General features: G+C 71.0%; 19 protein-coding genes. 12 read left to right on the plus strand and 7 right to left on the minus strand.

All coding sequences use genetic code 11. The features are described 5' to 3' along the window. Nucleotides 1-55 precede the first annotated feature (55 nt). The 3 genes from OG504_RS42930 to OG504_RS42940 all read left to right on the plus strand — a co-directional run bounded on the left by OG504_RS42930 (nt 56) and on the right by OG504_RS42940 (nt 3,699). Nucleotides 56-1,390 (plus strand): hemolysin family protein, encoded by a 1,335-nt coding sequence (locus tag OG504_RS42930; RefSeq protein WP_405994602.1) that lies wholly within the window; start codon nt 56-58, stop codon nt 1,388-1,390. Continuing rightward, nucleotides 1,387-2,463: a hemolysin family protein gene (locus OG504_RS42935; protein ID WP_405994603.1), complete on the plus strand. Its 1,077-nt coding sequence runs from the start codon at nt 1,387-1,389 to the stop codon at nt 2,461-2,463. Before OG504_RS42930 ends, OG504_RS42935 begins: the two co-directional genes overlap by 4 nt. Nucleotides 2,464-2,634: 171 nt before the next feature. Then, nucleotides 2,635-3,699 carry a LacI family DNA-binding transcriptional regulator gene (locus OG504_RS42940; protein ID WP_405994604.1) on the plus strand — a complete coding sequence of 355 codons (1,065 nt, stop codon included), beginning with the start codon at nt 2,635-2,637 and terminating at the stop codon, nt 3,697-3,699. A 745-nt stretch (nt 3,700-4,444) separates the two neighbouring features. Here the strand turns inward: OG504_RS42940 and OG504_RS42945 are convergent. Genes OG504_RS42945 through OG504_RS42960 form a run of 4 tightly spaced genes read right to left on the minus strand, consistent with a single transcriptional unit; the run spans nt 4,445 to nt 9,096 of the window. Then, entirely contained in the window at nt 4,445-5,836 is a 1,392-nt protein-coding gene (locus OG504_RS42945) for a glycoside hydrolase family 32 protein (protein ID WP_405994605.1), read from the minus strand. Further along, nucleotides 5,833-6,705: a carbohydrate ABC transporter permease gene (locus tag OG504_RS42950; RefSeq protein WP_405996575.1), complete on the minus strand. Its 873-nt coding sequence runs from the start codon at nt 6,703-6,705 to the stop codon at nt 5,833-5,835. Before OG504_RS42950 ends, OG504_RS42945 begins: the two co-directional genes overlap by 4 nt. A gap of 22 nt (nt 6,706-6,727) precedes the next feature. Then, the gene (locus OG504_RS42955) at nt 6,728-7,690 is read right to left on the minus strand and encodes a carbohydrate ABC transporter permease (RefSeq protein WP_405994606.1); all 963 of its coding nucleotides are present in this window, start codon (nt 7,688-7,690) and stop codon (nt 6,728-6,730) included. Continuing rightward, the gene (locus OG504_RS42960; protein ID WP_405994607.1) at nt 7,687-9,096 is read right to left on the minus strand and encodes an extracellular solute-binding protein; all 1,410 of its coding nucleotides are present in this window, start codon (nt 9,094-9,096) and stop codon (nt 7,687-7,689) included. The genes OG504_RS42955 and OG504_RS42960 overlap by 4 nt, the downstream gene beginning before the upstream one ends. 181 nt (nt 9,097-9,277) lie before the next feature. Here OG504_RS42960 and OG504_RS42965 point away from each other — a divergent pair, with 181 nt between their 5' ends. Beyond that, a complete protein-coding gene (locus OG504_RS42965) occupies nt 9,278-10,867 on the plus strand; it encodes a glycoside hydrolase family 32 protein (protein ID WP_405994608.1) in 1,590 nt (529 codons plus the stop codon). 163 nt (nt 10,868-11,030) lie between these two features. On the opposite strand, the gene OG504_RS42970 is transcribed toward OG504_RS42965, so the two are convergent. Together OG504_RS42970 and OG504_RS42975 are read right to left on the minus strand one after the other, a co-directional pair. Then, nucleotides 11,031-12,896: an AAA family ATPase gene (locus OG504_RS42970; protein ID WP_405994609.1), complete on the minus strand. Its 1,866-nt coding sequence runs from the start codon at nt 12,894-12,896 to the stop codon at nt 11,031-11,033. 434 nt (nt 12,897-13,330) lie between these two features. Further along, nucleotides 13,331-13,951 carry a uridine kinase gene (locus OG504_RS42975; protein ID WP_405994610.1) on the minus strand — a complete coding sequence of 207 codons (621 nt, stop codon included), beginning with the start codon at nt 13,949-13,951 and terminating at the stop codon, nt 13,331-13,333. A gap of 236 nt (nt 13,952-14,187) precedes the next feature. Here OG504_RS42975 and OG504_RS42980 point away from each other — a divergent pair, with 236 nt between their 5' ends. The 6 genes from OG504_RS42980 to OG504_RS43005 all read left to right on the plus strand — a co-directional run bounded on the left by OG504_RS42980 (nt 14,188) and on the right by OG504_RS43005 (nt 20,882). Further along, the gene (locus tag OG504_RS42980; RefSeq protein ID WP_405994611.1) at nt 14,188-15,555 is read left to right on the plus strand and encodes a peptidase C39 family protein; all 1,368 of its coding nucleotides are present in this window, start codon (nt 14,188-14,190) and stop codon (nt 15,553-15,555) included. Nucleotides 15,556-15,671: 116 nt separating this feature from the next. Next, entirely contained in the window at nt 15,672-15,818 is a 147-nt protein-coding gene (locus OG504_RS42985) for an SCO1431 family membrane protein (protein WP_328684588.1), read from the plus strand. A gap of 65 nt (nt 15,819-15,883) precedes the next feature. Continuing rightward, on the plus strand, nt 15,884-16,543 hold the full coding sequence (locus OG504_RS42990) for a TetR/AcrR family transcriptional regulator (RefSeq protein ID WP_405994612.1): 660 nt from the start codon (nt 15,884-15,886) through the stop codon (nt 16,541-16,543). A 230-nt stretch (nt 16,544-16,773) separates the two neighbouring features. Then, the gene (locus OG504_RS42995) at nt 16,774-17,955 is read left to right on the plus strand and encodes an acyl-CoA dehydrogenase family protein (protein WP_405996576.1); all 1,182 of its coding nucleotides are present in this window, start codon (nt 16,774-16,776) and stop codon (nt 17,953-17,955) included. Nucleotides 17,956-18,539: 584 nt separating this feature from the next. Next, nucleotides 18,540-19,640: a hypothetical protein gene (locus tag OG504_RS43000; protein ID WP_405994613.1), complete on the plus strand. Its 1,101-nt coding sequence runs from the start codon at nt 18,540-18,542 to the stop codon at nt 19,638-19,640. 147 nt (nt 19,641-19,787) lie between these two features. After that, on the plus strand, nt 19,788-20,882 hold the full coding sequence (locus OG504_RS43005) for a phosphotransferase family protein (protein ID WP_405994614.1): 1,095 nt from the start codon (nt 19,788-19,790) through the stop codon (nt 20,880-20,882). Between the two features lie 10 nt (nt 20,883-20,892). Here the strand turns inward: OG504_RS43005 and OG504_RS43010 are convergent, their stop codons facing one another. Further along, complete coding sequence (locus OG504_RS43010; protein WP_405994615.1) at nt 20,893-21,327, minus strand: hypothetical protein; 435 nt, start codon at nt 21,325-21,327, stop codon at nt 20,893-20,895. Nucleotides 21,328-21,595: 268 nt separating this feature from the next. On the opposite strand from OG504_RS43010, the gene OG504_RS43015 reads away from it, so the two are divergent. Together OG504_RS43015 and OG504_RS43020 are read left to right on the plus strand one after the other, a co-directional pair. After that, entirely contained in the window at nt 21,596-22,036 is a 441-nt protein-coding gene (locus tag OG504_RS43015; RefSeq protein WP_026150833.1) for an Lrp/AsnC family transcriptional regulator, read from the plus strand. Between the two features lie 47 nt (nt 22,037-22,083). After that, nucleotides 22,084-23,685, plus strand: a complete 1,602-nt coding sequence (locus OG504_RS43020; protein WP_405994616.1) for an amidohydrolase — start codon at nt 22,084-22,086, stop codon at nt 23,683-23,685. The last annotated feature ends 226 nt before the right edge of the window (nt 23,686-23,911 follow it).

A 23,911-nucleotide genomic window follows, 5' to 3' on the forward strand; every position in this document is an offset into this window, starting at 1 on the left:
ACGGATCGTCCTGTAGTACCTGCGCCGCCCCCTCCCGACATATCGAGGCGGCGGCATGACCATCCCCTTGTTGCTCCTCGGAGCGGCGATGCTGCTGATTCTGGCCAACGGATTCTTCGTCGCGGCCGAGTTCGGACTCGTCACCGTGGAGCGTCCCGAGGCCGAGAAGGCCGCCGCCGAGGGCGACCGACGGGCCGCCAGGGTCGTCGAGTCGCTCAAGGAGCTGTCCTTCCAGCTCTCCGGCACCCAGCTCGGCATCACCATCACCTCCCTGGTCGTCGGCATGCTCGCCGAACCGGCCCTCGCGGAGCTGCTGCACGGCCCGTTCAGCGCGATCGGCATCCCCGAGGGCGCCGTCTCCGGCGTCGCCGTGGTCGTCGGCATGCTGCTGGCCTCCGCCGTGCAGATGGTGATCGGCGAACTCGTGCCCAAGAACTGGGCGGTGTCCCGGCCGCTCCAGGTCGCGCGCTTCGTCGCCGCACCGCAGCACGCCTTCGCCAAGCTGTTCCGCCCGGTGATCGCCGCGCTGAACACCGTCGCCAACAAACTCGTCCGCGCGCTGGGCGTCGAGCCCACCGAGGAGCTGGCCTCGGCCCGCACCCCCGGCGAACTCGTCTCCCTGGCCCGGCACTCGGCGCAGGCCGGCACGCTGGAGCAGGACACCGCCGATCTCTTCGTACGGACGCTGTCGCTGGGCGAGTTGACCGCGCAGCACGTCATGACCCCGCGCGTGAAGGTCAGCGCGCTGCAGTCGTCGGCGACCGCCGAGGACGTGGTCAACCTGACCCGCGCCACGGGTCTGTCCCGCTTCCCCGTCTACCGCGAGAAGATCGACGAGATCGTCGGCATGGTCCACCTCAAGGACGCGCTGGCCGTGCCCGCGCACGACCGCCTGCGCACCTCCGTCACCAGCATCGCCAAGTCCCCGGTGCTGGTCCCCGAGACTCTCCCGGTCCAGCCCCTCCTCGCCCGGCTGCGCAGCGAACAGCCGATCGCCGTCGTCGTCGACGAATACGGCGGTACGGCCGGGGTGGTCACCCTGGAGGACATCGTCGAGGAACTCGTCGGCGAGGTCCGCGACGAGCACGACGACCAGGACGTACCCGAACTCGCCGCCGCGCCACCGGAGGACGGCAAACCCGCCTGGGACGCCGACGGCAGCTGCCGGGTCGACATCCTCCAACGCATAGGCCTGGACGTCCCCGAGGGACCGTACGAGACCGTGGCCGGACTGGTCGCCGACCTTCTCGGCCGCATCCCGGCCCCCGGCGACAAGGCCGAACTCCCCGGCTGGCGGCTGTCGGTCCGCCAGGTGGGCCACTACCGCGCCGAGCGCGTCCGCCTCGTCCGCACGGTTCCCGCGGTGAACGTCATGGAGGCGGCCCGATGACCGTCCTCCAACTCCTCTTCGCCGTCCTGCTGGTGCTCGCCAACGGCTTCTTCGTCGGCGCCGAGTTCGCCCTCGTCTCCGTCCGCCGCAGCCAGATCGAGCCCCTCGGCACGGCCCGCGCCCGCCAGGTCCTCTACGGTCTCGAGCGGCTGCCGCAGATGATGGCGGCGGCCCAATTCGGTATCACCGTCTGCTCGTTGACGCTGGGCGCGGTCGCCGAGCCGACGGTCGCGCACGTCCTGGAGCCGGTCTTCGAGTGGATGCACCTGCCCGAGGGCATGATCCACCCCCTCGGCTACATCCTCGCGCTCGCCGCAGTCGTCTTCTTCCACCTCGTCATCGGCGAGATGGTCCCGAAGAACCTCGCGATGGCCGCGCCGGAGAAGGCCGCGATGTGGCTCAGCCCCGGCCTGGTCGCCTTCGCCCGCGTCTGCAGGCCGATCACCGTGGCCCTCGGCGCCGTCGCCCAGGGCATCCTGCGGCTCTTCCACGTCGAGCCCAAGGACGAGGTCGAGGCCGTCTTCACCAGCGAACAGCTCAACCGCCTGGTGGAGGACTCCGGCCAGGCCGGCCTCCTCGACCCCGAGGAGCAGGAACGCCTGGAGGACGCCCTGGAGTTGGGCTCCCGCCCGGTCACCGACGTACTCCTGCGCCGCGAGGACCTGGTGACGGTCAGTCCCTCGGTGACCCCGGGCGAGATCGTCGCCCTCACGGCCCGTACCGGCTACTCCCGCTTCCCGGTGGCCGCGGAGACCGGCGCCTTCATGGGCTACCTCCACGTCAAGGACGTCCTGGACCTGGAGGAGTCCGAGCGGGCGGTACCGCAGCAGATCTGGCGACCCATGACGACGCTGCGGGCCGAACTCCCCCTGGACGACGCCCTGACGGTGATGCGCCGAGCGGCGACCCACCTGGCCCAGGTCGCCGACGCCTCCGGCAAGGTGCTCGGTCTGGTCGCCCTGGAGGACGTGCTGGAACTCCTGGTGGGCGAGGTGACGGACCCGGCCCACCGAGAGGTGCCGGCACCGGCACAGCCACGGACGGCGGAACTCAAGCAGGCGGTACCTGGCTGAGAACCGGAGTCGGCGCCCGGCCGAGAACCGAGACGTCGTCCGCCTGTCGATCACGGGTGGTCCGGTCGGGCGGGGGGCCCGCCCTGAGGATGCCCTGTGTGCCGTGGCGCTCCCCGCGGATAGGGTGGGCGGTGATCGACAGGGACGGGCTGGGCGAGGGCGGCGGACGGCGTGGGCGGTGCCGAGGAGAGCAGGAACACGGGCACCGGGCGCCCGACGTCACGGGACGTCGCCCGGATCGCCGGTGTGTCCCACACCGCGGTGTCCTTCGTGTTCAACGGCCGCGCCGACGGCAACCTCTCGCCCGCCACCCAGGAACGCATCCGGCAGGCAGCGACCCAGCTGGGCTACCGCCCCGACCCGGTGGCCCGCGGGCTGCGCCGTCGCCGTACGGCCGTGATCGGGCTGGTCACCGACGAGATCGCGTCCTCGCCGTTCGCCGGGCGGCTGCTGCGCGGCGCCATGGAGACCGCGTGGGACAGCGACCATCTCGTCCTCACCGTCGACTCCGGCGGTGACCCGGCCAAGGAGGACGCGGCCGTCGCGGAACTGCTCAACCGGCGCGTGGACGGCATCATCTACGCGGCCATGTCACTGCGCCGGGTCCGTGTCCCCGAGGGCCTGCACCGCACCCACTCCGTGCTGGCCAACTGCCTGCCCGAGGACGACTCGCTGCCCGCAGTGGTACCCGCCGAGCGTGCCGGTGGCCGTACCGCCGCCCGGCTGTTGCTCGCCGCGGGCCACCGCCGGCTCGCCGTGATCGGCGGCCTGGACGACATCGCCTCGGTGGAACGCACCCGCGGCTTCCGGGACGCGCTGCGCGCCGAGGGCGTCACCGTGCCCACGGAGTGGATCGTGCGCGGCGGCGGTGAGATCTCCGCGGGATACGCGGGGGCGCTGCGCCTGCTTGACGGCGCCGAGCCGAGCCGTCGCCCCACGGGCGTCCTGTGCTACAACGACCGGGTCGCGGCGGGCGTCCTGCACGCCGCGACCCGGCTCGGGATCGACGTGCCCGCCGATCTGTCGGTGGTCGGCTACGACGACCAGGAGCACATGGCCGCGTTCCTCACCCCGCCGCTCACCTCCATCGCGCTGCCGCACCGGGCGATGGGCGAGGCGGCGGCCCGGCTGCTCCTGAACGCCATCGAAGCCGGCCCCACACCACCCGCGACCGTCCGGCGCCTGGCCTGCCCTGTGGTCAGCCGCGCCTCCGTGGGCCCGGCGCCCACCCGTTGACCCGGCCCGCGCCCGGCCCACCCCGAGACCAGCCGCGCCTCCGTGGGCCCGCACCCACCCGGACACCCTGCCTGCGCCCGATCCGGGACCAGCCATGCCTCCCTGGGTCCGGCACTCACCCGGCCACCCGGTCCGTGCCCGCCCCACTGAGGGACCAGCCACGTCTCCGTGCATCCGGCGCCCACCCGGTCACCCTGCCTGGGCCCGGCCCACCCTGAGACCAGCCACGTCTCCGTGGGCCCGCACCCACCCGGACACCCTGCCTGCGCCCGATCCGGGACCAGCCATGCCTCCCTGGGTCCGGCACTCACCCGGCCACCCGGTCCGTGCCCGCCCCACTGAGGGACCAGCCACGTCTCCGTGCATCCGGCGCCCACCCGGTCACCCTGCCTGGGCCCGGCCCACCCCGAGATCAGCCGCGCCTCCGTGGGTCCGGTGCCCGCCCGGACACCCTGCCTGCGCCCGATCCGGGACCAGCCATGCCTCCCTGGGTCCGGCACTCACCCGGCCACCCGGTCCGTGCCCGCTCCACTGAGGGACCAGCCACGTCTCCGTGCATCCGGCGCCCGCCCGGTCACCCTGCCTGGGCCCCGGCCCACCCCGAGATCAGCCGCGCCTTCGTGGGGCCGGTGCCCGCCCGGTGACTCGGGCACCCGGCCCGCGCCCGGCCCACCCCGAGACCAGCCACGTCTCCGTGGGCCCGCCCTCACCAGGACACCCTGCCCGTGGCCGGCCCGCCCCGGTATCAGCCATGCCTCCCTGGGGCCAACGCCCACCCGGTGACCCGGGCGCCCGGCCCGTCGACGGCCAGCTCGGCGAGGTCGTCGGGGCGCCGGTAGACGCGCTCGGTGACCATGGCGCGGTCCGCGACGAAGAGTTCGAGGAGCGAGCCGTCGACGAGCAGCCGGAGCGTGAGTTCCGGGGCCTTCGGCACGTGCACGGTGATCGGGGCGGAGCCTTCCCTGCCGGTCCGGGGCCAGGCGGCGCGGTCGAGGACGACGGTTCCTGAGGCGGGGTCTGCGCGGACGGTCAGCTCCTGGCCCGCCGCGTCCCGGAGCAGGGTCACCGTGGTCGGTCCGCACGCGGTGACCGTCAGGTCGTAGGCGTCCGGAAGCGGAACCCGGCCCGGCGTGGTGACGAACGGCTCGGCAGGGCGCAGCAGTTCGAGCTCCGGGGCCGGACTCACCCGCAGTGAACCGTCGGGGTGGACGTCGACGACCCGTGGCGCGGTGAGAACGCCTGCCCATCCGGCCCGGTCTATCTCCTCCTGCGGGCGGGCCTCCCACGACCAGCCCCACAGCAGTGCGCGGTCCGGCTCCTGGAGCACGGCGGGAGCGTAGAAGTCCCGCCCATGGTCGAGTCGGCCGCCGACGCGCGGCGCAAACCTCAACGCGCCCTGGCCATCGGCTTCCAGACGGCCCGTCAGGTATCCCGTGGAGCAGGGATCCCCGTCCCACAGGGACACCAGGAGTACGTGGTCGCCGCCCGCTGTCCGGTACAGGTGCGGGCACTCCCAGCCCACGGACTTGTCGCCGAACACGGCCGCGGCCACCGGGTCCCTGCCGTCCAGCAGCACACCGGCGAACCGCCAGTCGGCCAGGTCGTCGCAGTCGTAGAGCAGGACCGACGGCGTGCCGTCGGCGTGCCCGGCGCCGACGAGGGCCCAACGCCTGTTCGCGCAGCGGAAGATGAACGGGTCGCGGAACATCACCACGTCAAGTCCCGGCGGCGGTCCTGTCACCACCGGTGTCGGCAGCGGCTTCCACTCGGTCAGCCGCTCGTCGTCCGGGTCAGCCGCCCGTGCCAGGCAGATGGTGCCGAGCCCGGTGTGGGAATGGTCAACTCCCGTGTACACGGCGGTCGGTGTGCCGGCGTCGTCGGTCACGCAGCCCGACCAGCAGCCGGCCTCGTCGGGGCCGCCGGGCGTCGGGGTGAGTGCGATCGGGTGGTGCTCCCAGTGCGCGAGGTCGGCGCTGGAGGCATGACCCCAGTGGACGTTCGCGTGCACCGGTGCGTTGGGGTTGTTCTGGTAGAAGAGGTGGTAGCGGTCCCGCCAACGGAACGGCCCATTGGGGTCGTTGATCCAGCCGACGGGCGGACGGACCCTGAAACGCGGCGCGTTGGGGTCATTGCTCAACGGTTGACTCCTGCGGAGGTGATGCCCTCGCGGAGAGGGCGCTGGCCGACGGCGAACACGGCGACGGCGGGGAGCATCGAGAGCACGACCCCGGCCAGGACCACCGAGATGGACCCGGTGCCGAGGTTGCCCTGGAGGGAGACCAGACCCAGCGGAAGCGTGTAGTTCTGGCTGGAGGTCTCCAGGATCAGGGGCCGGAAGAACTCGTTCCAGTGGTAGTTGAAGGCCAGTACGCCGACGATCGCCAGACCGGGTGTGGCCAGCGGCGCGTACACCGAACGGAAGATCCGCCAGGTCCCCGCGCCGTCCAGCATGGCCGCCTCGCCCAGGTCCTTCGGCATACCGAGGAAGTACTGGCGCATCAGGAAGGTGCCGAAGGCGGTCGGGAAGGCCGGGATGATCAGGCCGAGGAGCGTGTCGGTGAGACCCATCGTCTTCAGCACCAGGAACACCGGCACGATGGTGACCTGCAACGGCACCATCATGGTCGCCAGCACCAGGCCGAAGAGGGGCTTCTTGAAACGGAACTCCAGCCGTGCGAAGGCGTATCCGGCCAGGCCCGCCGTGATCATCTGGCCGACGGCGACCAGTGCCGTCACCAGCGTGGAGTTCAGGGCGAGCAGCCACACGTCGATCTGCTGGAAGACCCCGCGGTAGGCCGAGGTCGTCGGGTGCGTCGGGATGATCTGCGGGGGCAGGTCGAAGGACTGGGCCGGAGTGCGCAGCGAGGTGGCGACGGTCCAGATGACCGGGCCCAGCGTCAGCAGGGCGCAGACGGTCAGTCCGGCGATCCGGGCCCAGGGGGAGAGTGAATAACGTAGGCGACTCAGGGTCGGGGTTGCTTTCAGGGGCGGGGTTGCTTGGCTCATAGCGCTCATGCGGCTCACCGGCTCACTGGTAGTGGACGAAACGCCGGCTGAGCCGGAACTGGACGGCGGTGACCGCCATGATCATCGCGAAGAGCAGTACACCCACCGCGGATGCCTCGCCGAAGTCGAGCTGCTCGAAGGCCCTCTCGTAGATCACCATCACCACGGTGCGGGTGGCGTCGCCGGGTCCGCCGTCGGTGAGGACGTAGGGCTGTTCGAAGACCTGGAGGGCGTTGATGATGCCGACCACCGACGCGACGAGCAGCGTCGGCGACAGCAGTGGGAGCGTGATGCCGAGGTGCTTGCGCAGGCCGGTCGCGCCGTCGAGGGCGGCGGCCTCGTGGATCTCCTTGGGGATGTTGTTCAGACCGCCGATGAACAGCAGGAACGAGAAACCGAACTGCTGCCAGACGTAGACCAGGATCACCGTGGCCATCGCCGCGTGCTCCGAGGTCAGCCAGGGCACGGGCGCGATGCCGACCAGGCCGATCAGCCAGTTCACCACCCCGAAATCCTGGTTGAACAGGTACTTCATCACCACCGAGATGGACGCGGCGGACAGCACCAGCGGGAAGAAGAACGCCGAACGGAACACGGACCGCAGCCACACCGGCATCCGCCCGTTCAGCGCGAGTGCCAGCGACAGCGCGATCAGCAGTTGCAGCGTGACCGCGAGGACCATGAAGAGGAGCGTGTTGCGGAAGGAGACCACGACGGTCGAATCCGTGAAGGTCGTACGGTAGTTGGCGCCGCCGGCGAAACGGGGCGGGTCGATCACGTTCCAGTGGAACAGGCTCAGCACGACGGACCCGATGATCGGCACGACCGTGAAGACGACGATGCCGACGACCGTGGGCGCCAGGAACAGCGCGGCCAGCAGCCGGGAGCCGCGGTCGCGGACGGACGGCCGCACGGCGGCGGATGGCGTGGCGGGCCGCGAACGTACGGCCGGTACCTGGGAGTTCGGGACCTGAGTGTTCGTCATACCGCACGCTCCATGGCCTGCTCCAGGTCGCCCTGCATCCGGCGCAGCGCGGGGCCCACCGAACGCGGCGAGGCCAGCGCGGTGCCGGTGTACTTGAGCAGGACGTCGGTCACCTCGGCGACCTGCGGCGGCGCGGGGATCGGGCCGGTGTCGGGAAACCGGTCGAGGGTGTCGTAGAAGACCTGCCAGTGCGCCGGGCCGCTCGCGGCGTAGCGTGCCGCGTTCAGCATCGAACGCCGGGCCGGGGTGGTCTGGTTGCTCTTGAACAGCCGGGTCATGGTGTCCTTGCGGGCCGCGTACTTGATGAACTCCCAGGCGGCTTCCTGCTTCTTCGAGGTGCGCAGCAGCGCGTAGCCCGCCGCGCCGAACTGGTGGCGCTGGGTGCGCCAGCGCGGGAAGTACTGCACGTCGTAGTCGGTGGCCGACATGCCGGCCAGCTGCAGGCCGCCCGCCCAGAAGCCGCCCGCCGGTGTGACGCCGACGTGGCCGGTGGAGAACACACCGACCAGGTTGCTGCCGTTGCCGCCCTCGGGCCGGGTGCACAGGTCCTCCTGGACGAGGGAGGCGAGATAGTCGTACGCCTCCTCGACCCGGCCGGCGGTGGCCTGCGGGGTCGTCCAGCGGAAGCCTCCGCCGCGCCCCTTCCGGTCGGCGGCCGGGTAGAAGGTGTCCCACAGCCAGGAGCCGCCGGGCGCCTTCGACTCCTTCAGCAGGTTCGTGCCGTTCGCGAAGAGCCAGGGCACCACGCCGCCCCACAGCCGGTTGGTCCAGAAGTACGGCGTGAAGTGCGAGCCGCCGCCACGCTTCAACTGCCGCAGCAGCGCGGTGAAGTCGTCGCGGCTCCAGTCGGCCGCCGGGAACTCCGCGCCCGCCCGCTTCAGCACCTGCTTGTTGAGGTACATGTCGGCGGCGTTGAACTCCATGGGCAGCTGGTAGAGGTTGCCCTCGTACATCATCGACTCCACCAGCGAGGGGTGGACGTCGGCGAAGTACTCGCGCAGCTCCGCCGCGTCCCGCCGCACCCAGCGGTCCAGGGCCACGCCGAGCCGCTGGGCGAACAACTGCACGCCCTCGGTGGCCACATACACCAGGTCGGGAGCGGTGCCCGCGGCGATCTGGGTGAGGATCTTCGCGAAGAAGTCCGACCAGTCGACGGCCTGCACCGCGTTCACCCGCAGCGGGATGCCGGGGTGGATCCGGTGGAAGCCCTGGGTGAGGGCGTCGACGGTGGCCGGGTCGAAGGCGGAGCCGAGGGTGGCGACGACGAGGGAGCCGTCGTCACGGCCGGGGATGTCGGCTCCCGTGAGCCGGTCCCAGCTCGCGGCGGTACCGGCCAGAGCGGCTGCTCCGGCTCCGTACGCGCCGTACCGCAGCAGTGTGCGGCGGGGGAGGTGCGAGTCAGTCATCTAACGGGCCTAACTCGTGTTAGTTCAGGGGTGATGCCCCAGATGATGGGAACCGGGCGGCGGGCCTGTCAAGGGTCGGGAACGCTTGACCTTTAACGAGTTAGGTCTACAGTCCTCGTTGATCTGAGCCGATTTTTCACGCCCTCTGCGTCGTGAGCCGCCACGAGAGGAACGATGTGCCATGCCCGGAACATCGGGGATATCCAGGAGATCACTGTTCGCGGGATCGGCGGTGGGCACCGCCGCCGCGCTGCTGTCCACCGGAACGGCCACGGCCGCCCCGAGGCCCAAACCCGGGGCTGAGCCCGGGCGCAGCGCCAACTCCGCGGCGAACGGGGCGAGTTACCGCGCCGCGTACCACTTCACGGTCCCCGACCAGTGGAAGAACGACCCGCAGCGGCCCGTCTGGATCGACGGCGAGTACCACTACTACTACCTCTACAACGCCGACTACTTCACCGGCGTCGTCGGCACCGCGTGGCGCCTGGCCACCACCAAGGACCTGGTCTCCTTCACCGACCGCGGGGTCGCCGTGCCCAAGGACACCACGGTCAACGGCGATCTCTGGTCGGGTTCGGTGGTGGTCGACACCGGCAACACGGCCGGATTCGGCGCGGGCGCGGTCGTCGTCATCGTCACGATGTCCCCCGGCGGCGGCACCGACCACCAGGAGCAGTTCCTGTACTACTCGACCGACGGCGGTCTCACCTTCACCAACTACGGGACCGACCCCGTCCTGCCCAACCCGGGCGTCGCCGACTTCCGCGACCCCAAGGTGATCCGCGACGAGGACCGGGGCCGCTGGGTGATGGCCCTCGCCGAGAACGACAAGGTCGGTTTCTACCACTCCGACGACCTCAAGTCCTGGACGTACGCGAACGGTTTCGTCCACGACGGCATCGGCGTCCTGGAGTGCCCCGACCTGTTCCGCATCACCGCCGCCGACGGCACCGTGAAATGGGTGCTCGGCGTGAGCGCCAACGGGAAGAGCTCGGGGCTGCCCAACACGTACGCCTACTGGACGGGTTCCTTCGACGGCAGCGCGTTCACCGCTGACACGAGTGACCCGCAGTGGCTCGACCACGGCTGGGACTGGTACGCCGGCGTCACCTTCGAGAAGCGGGGCGCGAGCGGCGCGGTGGACCCGGCCGCCCGGTACGCGCTCGGCTGGGTGAACAACTGGGACTACGCCGACACCACCCCCACCATCGACTGCGACGGCTTCAACGGCACCGACTCCGTCGTCCGCGAGATCACCCTGGAGAAGGCGTCCGACGGCACCTACCACCTCGCCTCCCAGCCCGTCGCCGGTCTCGACGCGCATGTCTCCCGCACGGTGAACCTGGGCGACGTGACCGTGGACGGCACGAAGGTGCTCGACTACACCGGTATCTCCTACGAGGTCACGACCGAGATCGCCTGGTCCCGACTCACCGGCGCCGGACTCCAGTTGAGGCGCTCGCCCAGTGGCGGCCGGCACATCGACGCCGGTGTCTACAACGACTACGCCTTCCTCAACCGACGCAACACGGTGAACGCCGACACCTCCGGCAACTGGCAGGAGAGCCACACCCCGTTCGACCCGTCCACCGGCACGGTGAAGCTGCGCATCCTGGTGGACCGCACATCGGTGGAGATGTTCGTCGACGACGGCCGCTATGTGCACACCAGCCAGGTGTTCCCGTACCTGCTGGACACCGGGCTCGCGCTGTTCACGATCGGTGGCAGCGCGGTGTTCCGGAACACGGTGATACGCGAGTTCTCGGTGTGAGGCAGGCCGGGGCCGACGGCACCTGACGGACACCGGTTCCCCGTGCCCGCCCAAGGGGCGCGGGGCTGTGTCGATGTGCGGCTCCGCCGCGCGGGCGCGACCGGCCACAACGCGCCCGACGCCGCGAAGGCACAGATCCAACCGAGCCCTCGCGTACCGCGGTTCACATCCCGGCAGGACCAGGCCCGCGCCCGGACAACACCTCGCCGTACGCCTGCATCAGATCCGGTAGCCGCAACGTCGACAGGTCGTCCCGCGACAACATCCCGGGATACACCGACAACCGCAGATCCCGATACGCACAGCTCTTCTCGTACAGCGTGCGCAGGAACCGCCCGTTCCCCAGCTCGTCGATCCAGCCCTGGTCGACCACATGGCCGGCGATCGACCGCAGCTCGTCCAACGCCTCCTCGTCCCACACGTCACCGTTCTCGGCCGCCAACACCTCGCCGATGGAGGTGAGTTCAAGCGGACGGTACGAAGGGAAGTCGACGCGAGTCGTGAAGCGGGACGACAGGCCGGGGTTCGCGGCGAGCAGCCGGTCCATCCCCTCCGGATAGCCCGCCAGGATCACCACGAGGTGGTCGCGATTGTCCTCGGCCCGCTTCAACAGCACCTGCAAGGCCTCGTCGCCGTACGCATCGCCCTTGCCGTAACCGGAGTTGGAGAGCGAGTACGCCTCATCGACGAAGAGGACGCCACCGATCGCCGAGTCGATCAACTCGTTGGCCTTCACGGCCGTTTGACCCAGGTACTCGCCCACCAGGTCGGCCCGCTGCGCCTCGACGAGATGGTCCCCGCCGAGCAGCCCGAGGGCGTAGAAGACCCGCCCGAGAATGCGAGCCACGGTGGTCTTGCCGGTGCCCGATGGCCCGGAGAAGACGAAGTGCCGTTTCGGCGGCTGGACCGGCAGCCCCTGCCCCGCCCGCAGCCGCGCCATGTTCAACTGGGCTGACAGCGCTTTGACTTGGCGCTTGACCGGCTCCAGCCCCACCATGCGCTCCAGCTCGTTGAGCGCCTCCTCCAGTAAGACGGGGTCAGTGGGGCCCGTGGGGAGCGGCAGCACCGGATTCGCGGTCTTCTCCCGCACCGAGTCACCCGCGGAGGACAACGGCCCGGTCGGCGGCAGACCGGGCTCCGACAGCTTCAGATCCCGCCCCTCCGCGCCGAACAGCGGATCGAGCCCGTCCGGCCCCTCCAGCGCGTCCTGCCCGCCGGACAGCGTGATCGCCGCGAGGTCGGTCACGTCCTCGGAGCCGTCGTACCCGTCCGAGTCGGTGATCGCCGCGAGCCGCGCCGAGGTGTCCATGAACGCGGGGTCGACGCGGTGCACCGCCCGGTACAGGGGGAGCGCGGCGGCGCTGCGCCCGGTGCCCTCATGGGCCCGCGCCAGCCAGTACCGCAACTCCTTGCGCTGCGGCTGTTCACTGCGACAGCGCATCAGCGCGGAGGAGAGGAGCGGTTCGGCCTGGCCGTACATCTCCAGCCGGACCCGGGCCATCCCGCCGAACAACCCGGCCTCGATGCCCAGGAGTTGATCGTTGATCAGCGGATCGGTGTGCCGGACCAGCTGCTCCCAGTCCTTGACCAGATAGGCCCGGCACGCGTGCAGGAAGCGGACCTGGTGGTCGGTGTCGACGGGCGGCAGTCCCGCCAACGCCCGGTCCAGCTCCGGCACATGGCGGCCGTCCAGCCAGTGCGAGGCGTGCGCGAGCAGCAGATCACGCGGGCTCTCCAGCACGGGCTGGACCCACCAGCCCAGCCAGTACCAGGAGTTGAGCGTACGGCGGTGCCTGGTGCGCTGTTCCCCGAAGCGTTCCCGGTGCCGGTACATCCGCAGCAGCGCGGTCGTCGTGTCGACGCGCAGCGCGTGCAGTCCGAGCCAGCCGTCGGCCATCCCGGGATCCATCCGTACCGCGGTGCGGAACTCCTCCTCCGCCTGCGGATAAGCGCCCATCGTGTAGGCGTCCACGCCTCGCAGCCACGCGAGGTCGGCCGGGGCCTCGGGGCCCTGCGTGCCGAAGTCCATCACGTCCCCCCACAAACCGTGCCCCCGTTGATTCACCGCCGGGCCGGCGCCCGTCGGCAGTCTGGGTCGAACCGCTGTGCCGCGGACGGGAGTTGCCGTGGTGCGCGAAGCAGCCGTCCGTCGGTCGCACCCTGGGCATCGTACCTGCGGGGCAGTCGCCCATCGAAGGGTGCCGCACAGGCCGTTTGGCGAGGTGGGAGCAGATGGGGCGCACTCAGGACGGTGACCCAGGGTGAGCAAATCACGGCTCGTAGCGGCCGGGAAACGTGCTGGGAGCAGAACGAAGCCCCCGATCACGGGGGAACAACCGGGGGCTTCGCGACTCTGGGCGGCTTCGAATCGGCCGCACATTCAGAACGTAAGACCTGTACGGCCCCTGGGTCAAGCCGAGTTGAGGCACTCAAGCAAGTTCGGGCGGAAGGGTCTTCACAAGTTCAGCACACTGCGGGCGGTCCATCACCGTGGGTGACCGCATGGTCCGGTCCAACCGTCCCTGAGGGCCCCGTGAGTACCTCGTACCCCTTCCCCAACTGCCGTACCAGGAAGTCCGCGTGGGGGCGCGAAGGGTCTTTGGCGAAGTGTTCGTGTTCCGCCTCGACCCATCCGTCCCAGAAGTCCCGCTGCTCCGTTCCGTCCCGCTGCCGGCCCCGTGCCCACGACTCCTCCCGGGGCAGTTCCATCCACAGCAGTCCCGCTAGGAACGGGCGTACCGCCCGGCGTCCGGCGCCGACGCCCTCGACCAGGACCACGGGCGCGGGCGGCAGCGCGCGGGGCGCGTCGAAGCGGCGGGCGTGCCAGTCGTAGGGGGAGTAGTGGGCGGTCTCGCCGCGGCCGAGCGGGGTGATCACCTGGCTCAGCAGCCGGGCGGTCCAGCCGAACAGTTCGTCGTGGGTGGCGAGATCGTCCAGGTGCAGGACGGGGGCGCCGCCCAGGGCCTCGGCCAACCGCCCGGCGAACGTGGACTTCCCGGACCCCGCGTGCCCGTCGACACCGACGAGCCGGACCGGGCCGCAGGACGGGGGCAGTCGGCTCAGGCGATGGGCGAGGTCGTGCATGGCTGGTCCCGGGAGGTCGTGGGGCGGGTGATGCCGCAGGTCACCGGGACAGTGTAGGGAGCGGTGGCTCCCGCCCCAGCTCATACCACTGGTCGATACCAATATTGGTTGGTGTGGCGAGGTTCGAAGTGCTGGCAGCACAGTGCCGTGTGTGTTCATAGTGGGCGCACAGTCGTCCATTGGATCTGTCCCGACTGGATCTGTCCCGACTCGGAACACCCGGGGGTCTTCCGCCCATGAGCAGAGCCGAACAGCCGTCCCGCAGAACCGTCCTGGCCGCCGCGGTCGCCGCCGCGGTGGTCGCCGGCACGGGCCCCGCGGTCGCCGACACCGCGACCGCCACCGACACCGCCGACTCCGACCGCGCCCCGTCGCGCCTGGTCGACAACCACGCCTGGACCACGTACGCCGACTGGCGCCGCGGTGCCGCCCAGGGCACCCGGGCCGTCGCGGGCGCCCGCCCCGGTCTGGAGATCGGCGCCGCCCTCGGCAGCGTCGACTACACGGACCCGCACACCCAGAAGACGGCGGCCTGGGAGTACGCGACCTGGACGTCCCCCGTCCACAAGCTCTCCGTCCCCGCGACGGAGACCATCGCCTCCTGGAACGCGCACACCCCGGCCGGCACCTGGATCCAGATCGAGCTGCACGGCACGTACTCCGACGGCACGGACACCCCCTGGTACGTGATGGGCCGCTGGGCGGCCGGCGACCAGGACATCAAGCGGACCTCCGTCGACGACCAGACGGACGGCAAGTCCACGATCTGGACGGACACCTTCGCGATCGACGACGCCACGACGGGGCTGCGCCTCGCGTCGTACCGACTCCGCCTGACCCTCTACCGCAAGCCCGGCACCAAGCTCACCCCCACCGTGTGGCGGCTCGGCGCGATGGGCTCCGACGTCCCGGACCGCTTCACCGTTCCGGCCTCAACTCCGGGACTGGCCCAGGAGTTGATCGTCCCGCGCTACTCGCAGGAGATCCACGTCGGCCAGTACCCCGAGTACGACAACGGCGGCGAGGCCTGGTGCAGCCCCACCTCCTCGCAGATGATCATCGAGTACTGGGGCGGCCGCCTCACCCCGGAGCAACTCGCCTGGGTGGACCCGGCGTTCGCAGACCCGCAGGTCGACAACGCGGCCCGCTTCACCTACGACTACCAGTACGAGGGCTGCGGCAACTGGCCGTTCAACGCCGCCTACGCGGCGACGTACAAGGGCCTCCAGGGCGTGGTCACCCGGCTCGGCTCGCTCGGCGACCTGGAGACGCTGATCGCGGCGGGCATCCCGGCCATAACGTCACAGTCGTTCCTCAGCAGCGAGCTGACCGGCGCGGGCTACGGCACCTCCGGCCACCTGATGACCGTGATCGGCTTCACCGCCGACGGCGACGTGATCGCCAACGACCCCAACTCGCCCACCGATCCGGCCGTCCGCCGCGTCTACAACCGGCGCGAGTGGGAGAACATCTGGCTGCGCACCAAGCGGTACAACGCGTCCGGCAACCTCTCCTCCGGTACCGGCGGCGTCTGCTACCTCTACTTCCCCGCGCACCCGACCGCCCGCCAGCGCAAGGCCCTCGCGGCGGTGGGCGTGCGCTGACCCCGTGCCGGAGACCGAGGTCCCTGTGACCAAGGTCTCCGGCGCAAAACCCGACAGGGATGGCAAGGTGGACAGAACGGGGGAGTCCACCGCACATCCGACCTCTGCGAGCCACCATGACCGCACACTCAGCCAGCGCCGCCCGCACCCGTACCCGCACCGGCGGCCCCAAGGGCGACGGTCCGAAGATCGTCGAGCACATCGTGGGCTGGACCCTTGTCGTGGTGATCGCGATGCTTGTGACCCAAATCGGCCTGCTGTGACCTGACACATACGCGACCTGCCATACTGCGGTTGACCCAGCCCAGTTGGAGAGCCAGAGTCGAAATTGGAAATCAGTCAGCAGCGTGACGTCCCACGTCCCAGGGCGCGCGGTACCGAGCGTTCCTTGGCGCGCCGCGCCGAACTCATCACCATCGGCCGGAAGTTGTTCGCCGACACGTCCTACGACGCGCTGTCAATGGACGACATCGCGCGGCAGGCGCATGTCGCCAAGGGGCTGATCTACTACTACTTCCAGTCCAAGCGCGGCTACTACCTGGCGATCATCAACGACTCGGTCGCCGACCTGGTGACCTTCGCGGCGGGCGGTCTCGAACTGCCCCAACTGGACCGCGTACAGCGGACGATGGACAGCTATCTGCGCTGGGCCGAGCACAACCAGGCCGCGTACCGCACGATCGTGAGCGGCGGCGTCGGCTTCGACACCGAGGTGCACGACATCCGCGACGGGGTGCGCGCGGCGATCGTCGCGACCATCGCCGACGGGGCGTACGGCCGCACCGACATCTCCCGGATCGCCCGCATGGGCCTGTTCGGCTGGGTGTGCAGCGTCGAGGGCGCGACCCTCGAGTGGATCAGCACCTCCGACCTTTCCCGCGAGACGATGCGCGAAATCCTCGTGAAGACCCTCGGCGGCACCCTCCGCGCCATCGAGGAACTGGACCCCGCCCACCCGGCGCCGCCGCCCGCGCGCCGGGACGGCTGAATCCGCTGTTCTGCCCCGTTCCGGACGGCCGGGCTATTCTTGAAGTAAGCGGTCGTTAACTGGTGACGCAGGACCTTCGATCGGGCATACTCACAGCGCAGAGCCGCTGGTCAGCCGCTTCCGAGACCCGGGAGTAGGAGCAGCGGCCGCATCCGTGCGGTACCCGGCCACGTCGCCTCGACCCCAGGCGTACGCCCGCCGAAGTGCCCGACAGGGAGGAGAGCGTCGCCATGCCCGACCGCGCCCCGCAGCCGGTGGACCGGCAACTGCCCACGGACGAGGCCCGGGATCTGATCTCGCTGGCCCGCGACATCGCGCAGCGAGAGATCGCCCCGAGGGCCGCCGAGGAAGAGGACGCCGGACACTTCCCGCGCGAGATCTTCACCCTGCTCTCCCGCTCGGGACTGCTCGGCCTCCCGTACGACTCGGAGTACGGCGGCGGCGACCAGCCGTACGAGGTCTACCTCCAGGTCCTCGAAGAGCTCGCGGCGGCCCGCCTCACGGTCGGCCTCGGTGTCAGCGTCCACTCCCTCTCCTGCCACGCGCTGGCCGACTACGGCACCAAGCAGCAGCAGGTCGAGCACCTCCCCGCGATGCTCGGCGGCGGCCTGCTGGGCGCCTACTGCCTCTCCGAACCGTCCTCCGGCTCCGACGCGGCCTCCCTGCGGACGAAAGCGGTCCGGGAGGGTGACGACTGGGTGATCGACGGCACCAAGGCCTGGATCACGCACGGCGGCATCGCCGACTTCTACACGGTCATGGCCCGCACCGGCGAGGACGGCGCGCGCGGGATCAGCGCCTTCCTGGTGCCCGGCGACGCGGCCGGGCTGAGCGGCGCGGCACCGGAGAAGAAGATGGGCATGAAGGGCTCGCCCACCGCCCAGGTCCACTTCGACGGCGTCCGGGTCCCCGACGAGCGCCGCCTCGGCGAGGAGGGCCAGGGCTTCGCGATCGCCCTGTCCGCGCTGGACTCCGGCCGCCTCGGCATCGCGGCCTGCGCGATCGGCCTGGCCCAGGCGGCACTTGACGAAGCGGTGGCCTACGCGAGCGGCCGGCAGCAGTTCGGGCGCCCGATCTCCGACTTCCAGGGCCTGCGCTTCATGCTCGCCGACATGGCCACCCAGATCGAGGCGGGCCGGGCCCTCTACCTCGCGGCGGCCCGGCTGCGCGACGCGGGCCGCCCGTTCGCCAAGCAGGCAGCCATGGCCAAACTCCACTGCACCGACACCGCGATGAAGGCCACCATCGACGCCGTCCAGGTCCTCGGCGGCTACGGCTACACCGCGGACTTCCCGGTCGAGCGCTATATGCGCGAGGCCAAGGTCCTGCAGATCGTCGAGGGCACGAACCAGATCCAACGGATGGTCATCGCCCGCCACTTGGCGGGCCCGGAAGCCCACCGAGCCGGCTGACGCCTGGGGTCTGGGGTCTGTTCGGAGGTCTCGGGCCGCCGATGTGGCGCCCGGCTCCCGCGCCTTGGCCACGACTTTCTTCGGCCGGCTCGGCCCAGTGGCCATCGACGCGGGGAGCGTGGCAGGCGGGTGCGGTCCGAGTCGCCGGCTGCCCGCGTCCCTGCCCCGGACAGCCTCGTGCGGGAGGAGCCTATCGCCGATCAGGCGCCGTCGATCCCCTCCGACCTGACCCACCGGGCAGACCTGAGCGGCGGCGCCGCCAGCCGCGCCCACTCCGGGTCGTGACGCCCCGGCAGGGTGCGGCCCCGGTCGGCCCAACTCCGCATCAGATCACGGTAGATGGGCGGATCCTGGGGCTGCGGCGGCGCCGGGGGAACCGATTCTGCGGGTACGGGGGCGAAGATCCGGTGCTGACGCCCGGTAGGCGCATATGTGGGGGTCATACCGAGGCAACGGAAGGGCATGTCGACAAGTCACCGGCTCCGGTAATCGAGCGTGAGTTCACCGGCGTACAGGTCACGGCTATGGCGACCACACGCGACCTGACGTACCGTCACCTCCACTGTCCCCAGGGGAGGTTAGCCGTGGCAGACGACCGTCCCGTGCCCCTCGACGAGTACCCCGTGCACCAGGTCCCCCTGTCGATGAAGCACGTCGCGACCGGCGACCGGAACGCCTACGACCGCTGCATCTTCCACGTGTTCGACCACGAGGGCCGCGCCCTGCTCATCCTCGGACTCGGCGTCTACCCCAATGTCGGGGTGATCGACGCCTACGCGACCCTCCGCACCGGGGACCGACTCCACGCGGTCCGCGCCTCGGACGCCTTCGGTGACGACCGCATGCACCTCGCCGTGGGCCCGCTGCACATCGAGGTGGAGGAGCCCCTGCACCGCCTCCGTCTCCGCTGCGAGGACAACTCCCTCTCGTGCGACCTCACTTGGACGGCCGAGTTCCCCGCCCTCTGGGAACCCCATCACGTCCAGTACCGCGGCGACCGGCTCACCCTCGAAGGGCGCCGCTTCGTCCAGGCGGGCGGCGTGGAGGGCGTGATCCGCGCCGGCGACGAGGAGTTCCGGGTCTCCGCGGGCGGCTGGACCGGTACCCGCGACCGGAGTTGGGGCGTGCGGCCGATCCCGGGCGAGGAGGGCGGCCGGCTCGCCGAGGAGCACCCTACCGAGGGCTTCCACTGGATCTGGTGCCCGGTCCGTTTCGAGGATCGCTTCCTCATGGTCATCGTCCAGGAGGACGCCGACGGCTACCGCACTCTGAACGAGGCGACCGTCGTGCGCCCCGGCCACCGCGACCGCCAACTCGGCTGGCCCCGGGCCGAGATCACCTACCGCTCCGGCACCCGCCGCCCCGAGCGCGCCCTGATCCACCTCGACGACGCCCGCAAACCCCAGGAACTCGAGGTCGAGATCCTGACCTCCTCACCCCTGGCGATCGGCGCCGGCTACCCACCCGCCGACGACTGGCAACACGGCACGTGGCGCGGCCGCACCTGGACCGACAGCCGCACCTACGACCTCACCCAGCCCACCCCGCTCGCCGCCTACGGCGTCACCGACCACGCGGCCCGCTTCCGCCTCGACGGTCAGGTGGGCCACGGCATCTTCGAGCACGGCTCCTTCGGCCGCCACGACCCGAGCGGCTTCACCGGCTTCGACTCGGTGGCGCCGTAGGGGAGTTGAGGGAGCTTCGCGGTTGTGCGGTCAGGGTGTCGCGGTGGCATCGCGACGGCAGAGCAAGGGAGCCGGGGCCCTGCTTCGGCGGCAGCGCAAGGGAGCCGAGGTGACATCTCGGCGGCGACGCATGGGAGTTGAGACGGCATGGCGACAGCACCCCGCCCCCGCACCACCACCCGAGACCCCGAGGAACTCGCCCAGCGACTCACCGCCTGGCTCGATGCCCGGCTGCCCGGTGCCAAGGCCGTCGACATCAGGGTCCCCGCGTCGAACGGCATGTCCAGCGAGACCCTGCTCTTCGACATCGAGCACCCCGAACCACCCATCCGCGCCTGCGCGTTGAGGCTCGCGGCCGACCCGGCGGCGTACACCGTCTTCCCGGTCTACGACATGCCGCGTCAGTTCCGCACGATGCGCCTGGTCGCCGACCGCACGGATCTGCCGGTGCCGAAGGTGCGTTGGCTGGAGGAGGATCCCGGGCCGCTCGGCGCGCCGTTCTTCGTCATGGAGCGTGTCGAGGGGCGCGTGCCGCCGGATGTCATGCCCTATACGTACGAGGGCAATTGGCTGCACGCGGCGACCGACGCGGAGCGCGCACACCTGGAGGCCGCGTCGGTGGGACTCATCGCCCGCCTGCATGACCAAGTCCCGCTGGGGGAGGTCGAGTTCCTCACGCTTTCGGGTGACGGCGACGCCCTCCATCGTCACGTCGCATCCCAACGCGCTTACTACGCATGGGTGGTTGACGGGGTCGCCCGCTCACCGCTCATCGAGAGCGCCTTCGACCGGCTCACGGAACTCTGGCCGGCCGACCCCGGCGAACCGGCCCTCAACTGGGGCGACGCGCGCATCGGGAACGTCGTCTACGACGGGTTCGACCCCGTCGCCGTCCTCGACTGGGAGATGGCGGCCCCGGCCCCACGCGAGGTGGACCTCGGCTGGACCGTCTACCTGCACCGCTTCTTCCAGGACCTGACGGTCGCCTTCGGCCAGCCGGGACTGCCGGAGTTCTTCCGCCGGGACCGGGTGGAGGCCCGGTACGCCCAACTCACCGGTCACACCCCGCGCGACATGGACTTCTACACCCTGTACGCGGCCCTGCGGCACGCGATCGTGATGCTCCGTATCGCCTACCGGCAGGTGCACTTCGGCGAGGTGGCCGTCCCGGCGGACCCGGACACACTGATCCTGCACCACGGCAGCCTGCGGGCCATGGTGCAGGGCAGCTACTGGGGTTGAGCGGAATCGCTCAGGCGGCGGGGCGCATGACGGGCACCCGCATCGGGCGCGAGCTGGGGCCGCCGACGTGCGAGAAGGGCTGCGTCCGCCAGTCGAGGCCCTGAGGGAGCGTCAACAGCAGTGCGGTGTCCTGCTCCTGGGGTTCCGCGGACTCGTCGGCGGACCGGGCGTCGGCCGCCTCACGGCCCGTACCGGCGCAGACCGTCAGCCCGAAGGGGTTCCACGGAGAGGCGCACAGCGCGTGCTCCGGCAGGACCTCCTCGTCCGCGAGGAGCGCGATGGGCTGCACGCAGTCCGGGCAGATCACCCGGTACATCTCGAAGGTGTCGTACGCGTCGAGCTCGTCGGCGTCGAAATCCTCGGATTCGACGCCCTCCGGCTCGGGCTCGACGACGAGCTGCGGCCGCTTGGGCGCGGTGCGTCCAGGGCGCTTAAGACTCTGCATGGGTTCTCCCCCTACTGGGCTGGGCCGTGAAGGCGCTGCGGCCTCGACCACAGCAAGCACTTCCCGTCCCGTCTCCGCGGTAATCACGAGACCATCACGGAGACCGTCCGGGGCCTGTGGCGTTCGTCACATGCCGCTCGCAGATGCCCGAGGCGGCGGATTTGTCCCCGGCCGCCACACGGGTCGCTCTCCGCCACATCACGAACCGGGTATGACCTGCGCCGCCGAGGTATCGGAGGAGATCAGCCGCACTGTAGGTTCTTGCGTCATGGAGGAGCTGGACCGACAAATCGTGCAGCTGCTCGTCAAGGACGGGCGGATGAGCTACACAGACCTGGGCAAGGCCACGGGCCTGTCCACGTCGGCCGTGCACCAGCGGGTGCGCCGGCTGGAGCAGCGGGGCGTCATCCGCGGGTATGCCGCGGTCGTCGACCCGGAGGCGGTGGGCCTGCCCATGACCGCCTTCATCTCGGTGAAACCGTTCGACCCCAGCGCCCCGGACGACATCGCGGACCGGCTGTCCGACGTCCCCGAGATCGAGGCCTGCCACAGCGTCGCGGGCGACGAGAACTACATCCTCAAGGTGCGGGTCTCCACCCCGCACGAACTGGAGGAGCTGCTGGCCCGGCTGCGCGGCCTGGCCGGCGTCTCGACCCGGACCACGGTGGTGCTCTCGACGCCGTACGAGGCCCGCCCGCCCCGCATCTGAGCGACCTGCGTGCGGGGCGACGCCGGTGAGGCGCGAGACTGTTCCCCATGAGTGAGCGCACCCCCGAGCCGTCGACCGTCCTGCTCCGCCGCGGCGAAGTCCACAGTCCCGCCGACCCCTTCGCGACCGCGATGGTCGTGGAGCGCGGCCAGGTCGCCTGGGTCGGCTCCGAGGGCGCCGCCGACGCCTTCGCGGACGGCGTCGACGAGGTGGTCGACCTGGACGGCGCGCTGGTCACCCCGGCGTTCACCGACGCACACGTCCACACGACGGCCACCGGCCTCGCGCTCACCGGGCTCGACCTGTCCGACGCGCCCTCCCTGGAGGCGGCACTGTCCCTCGTCCGGGACTTCGCCGCCGCCCGCCCGGCCGACCGCGTCCTGCTCGGCCACGGCTGGGACGCCGCCCGCTGGCCCGGAGGCCGCCCGCCGACCCGCGCCGAACTCGACACCGCGACCGGTGGACGCCCGCTCTACCTCTCCCGCATCGACGTCCACTCCGCGGTCGTCACCACCGCCCTGCTCGACCTCGTCCCCGGCCTCGCCGCGACCGACGGCCCCCTCACGGCCGACGCCCACCACGCCGTCCGCGCCACCGCCCTCGCCGCCATCACACCGGAGCAGCGCGTCGAGGCCCAGCGCACGGCCCTGGCCCACGCTGCCTCCCTGGGTGTGGGTTCGGTCCACGAGTGCGCGGGGCCGGAGATCTCCTCCGAGGACGACTTCACGGGTCTGCTGCGGCTCGCCGCCGAGGAGCCGGGGCCGCGCGTCGTCGGCTACTGGGCCGAGCAGGACGTGGAGAAGGCGCGTGAGCTGGGTGCCGTAGGAGCGGCGGGTGATCTCTTCGTGGACGGCGCGCTCGGGTCGCACACCGCGTGTCTGCACGAGCCGTACACCGACGCCGGGCACGCCGGTATCGCGTATCTCGACGCGGACGCCGTCGCCGCGCATGTCGTCGCCTGTACCGAGGTGGGCCTCCAGGCGGGCTTCCACGCCATCGGGGACGCCGCCGTGACCGCGGTGGTCGACGGCGTCCGGGCAGCCGCGGAGAAGGTCGGCCTGGGCCGCGTCCGCGGCGCCCGTCACCGGGTCGAACACGCCGAGATGCTCACCCCGGAGACCATCGCGGCCTTCGCCGAGCTGGGCCTGACCGCTTCCGTGCAGCCCGCCTTCGACGCGCTGTGGGGCGGCGAGGAGGGCATGTACGCCCAGCGGCTCGGCGTGGAGCGGGCGCGTGCCCTGAACCCCTTCGCGGCCCTCCTGCGGGCCGGTGTGCCGCTCGCCTTCGGTTCCGACAGCCCGGTCACGCCGGTCGACCCGTGGGGGACGGTCCGCGCCGCCGCGTTCCACCGGACGGCCGAACACCGGGTCTCGGCGCGGGCCGCGTTCACCGCGCATACGCGGGGCGGCTGGCGGGCCGTGGGACGGGACGACGCGGGTGTTCTGGTGCCGGGCGCGCCCGCCGACTACGCCGTCTGGCGGACCGACGCCCTGGTGGTGCAGGCGCCCGACGACCGGGTCGCGCGCTGGTCGACCGACCCGCGCTCCGGCACACCCGGACTGCCCGACCTGACACCGGGCGGCGACCTTCCCGTCTGTCTGCGCACCGTCGTGGGCGGACGGACGGTGTTCGTACGGCCGGGCGAGTGATCTCCCGGGGTGGCGCGCCCCCGATCCACGGCCGCCGCCCCGTCGCGCGACCTGCGCATCCTCTGCCCTGACCAGCCGTTTGAGGGAGAAGGGCCAGGTCAAACGGCTGTTGACAGGCGGGCGCAGGGGGCCGGTAGGTTCGTCCGAGTCCACCACCGGACGCCCGACCGGGGAACCTCCGAGCACTCGTCGAAGCGCCGCTGGGTCAGGGTCGGTGCCGCACCGG

Origin of the sequence: Streptomyces sp. NBC_00986 (genome assembly GCF_045162565.1) — a bacterium.
Lineage (GTDB): Bacteria > Actinomycetota > Actinomycetes > Streptomycetales > Streptomycetaceae > Streptomyces.

What these genes read in the sequence shown, in the direction of transcription:
- OG504_RS42930 (WP_405994602.1), top strand. Translation starts at nt 56, where the DNA reads ATGACCATCCCCTTGTTGCTCCTCGGAGCGGCGATGCTGCTGATTCTG.
- OG504_RS42935 (WP_405994603.1), top strand. Translation starts at nt 1,387, where the DNA reads ATGACCGTCCTCCAACTCCTCTTCGCCGTCCTGCTGGTGCTCGCCAAC.
- OG504_RS42950 (WP_405996575.1), bottom strand. Translation starts at nt 6,705, where the DNA reads ATGAGCCAAGCAACCCCGCCCCTGAAAGCAACCCCGACCCTGAGTCGC.
- OG504_RS42955 (WP_405994606.1), bottom strand. Translation starts at nt 7,690, where the DNA reads ATGACGAACACTCAGGTCCCGAACTCCCAGGTACCGGCCGTACGTTCG.
- OG504_RS42960 (WP_405994607.1), bottom strand. Translation starts at nt 9,096, where the DNA reads ATGACTGACTCGCACCTCCCCCGCCGCACACTGCTGCGGTACGGCGCG.
- OG504_RS42965 (WP_405994608.1), top strand. Translation starts at nt 9,278, where the DNA reads ATGCCCGGAACATCGGGGATATCCAGGAGATCACTGTTCGCGGGATCG.
- OG504_RS42970 (WP_405994609.1), bottom strand. Translation starts at nt 12,896, where the DNA reads ATGGACTTCGGCACGCAGGGCCCCGAGGCCCCGGCCGACCTCGCGTGG.
- OG504_RS42975 (WP_405994610.1), bottom strand. Translation starts at nt 13,951, where the DNA reads ATGCACGACCTCGCCCATCGCCTGAGCCGACTGCCCCCGTCCTGCGGC.
- OG504_RS42980 (WP_405994611.1), top strand. Translation starts at nt 14,188, where the DNA reads ATGAGCAGAGCCGAACAGCCGTCCCGCAGAACCGTCCTGGCCGCCGCG.
- OG504_RS42985 (WP_328684588.1), top strand. Translation starts at nt 15,672, where the DNA reads ATGACCGCACACTCAGCCAGCGCCGCCCGCACCCGTACCCGCACCGGC.
- OG504_RS42995 (WP_405996576.1), top strand. Translation starts at nt 16,774, where the DNA reads ATGCCCGACCGCGCCCCGCAGCCGGTGGACCGGCAACTGCCCACGGAC.
- OG504_RS43005 (WP_405994614.1), top strand. Translation starts at nt 19,788, where the DNA reads ATGGCGACAGCACCCCGCCCCCGCACCACCACCCGAGACCCCGAGGAA.
- OG504_RS43010 (WP_405994615.1), bottom strand. Translation starts at nt 21,327, where the DNA reads ATGCAGAGTCTTAAGCGCCCTGGACGCACCGCGCCCAAGCGGCCGCAG.
- OG504_RS43015 (WP_026150833.1), top strand. Translation starts at nt 21,596, where the DNA reads ATGGAGGAGCTGGACCGACAAATCGTGCAGCTGCTCGTCAAGGACGGG.
- OG504_RS43020 (WP_405994616.1), top strand. Translation starts at nt 22,084, where the DNA reads ATGAGTGAGCGCACCCCCGAGCCGTCGACCGTCCTGCTCCGCCGCGGC.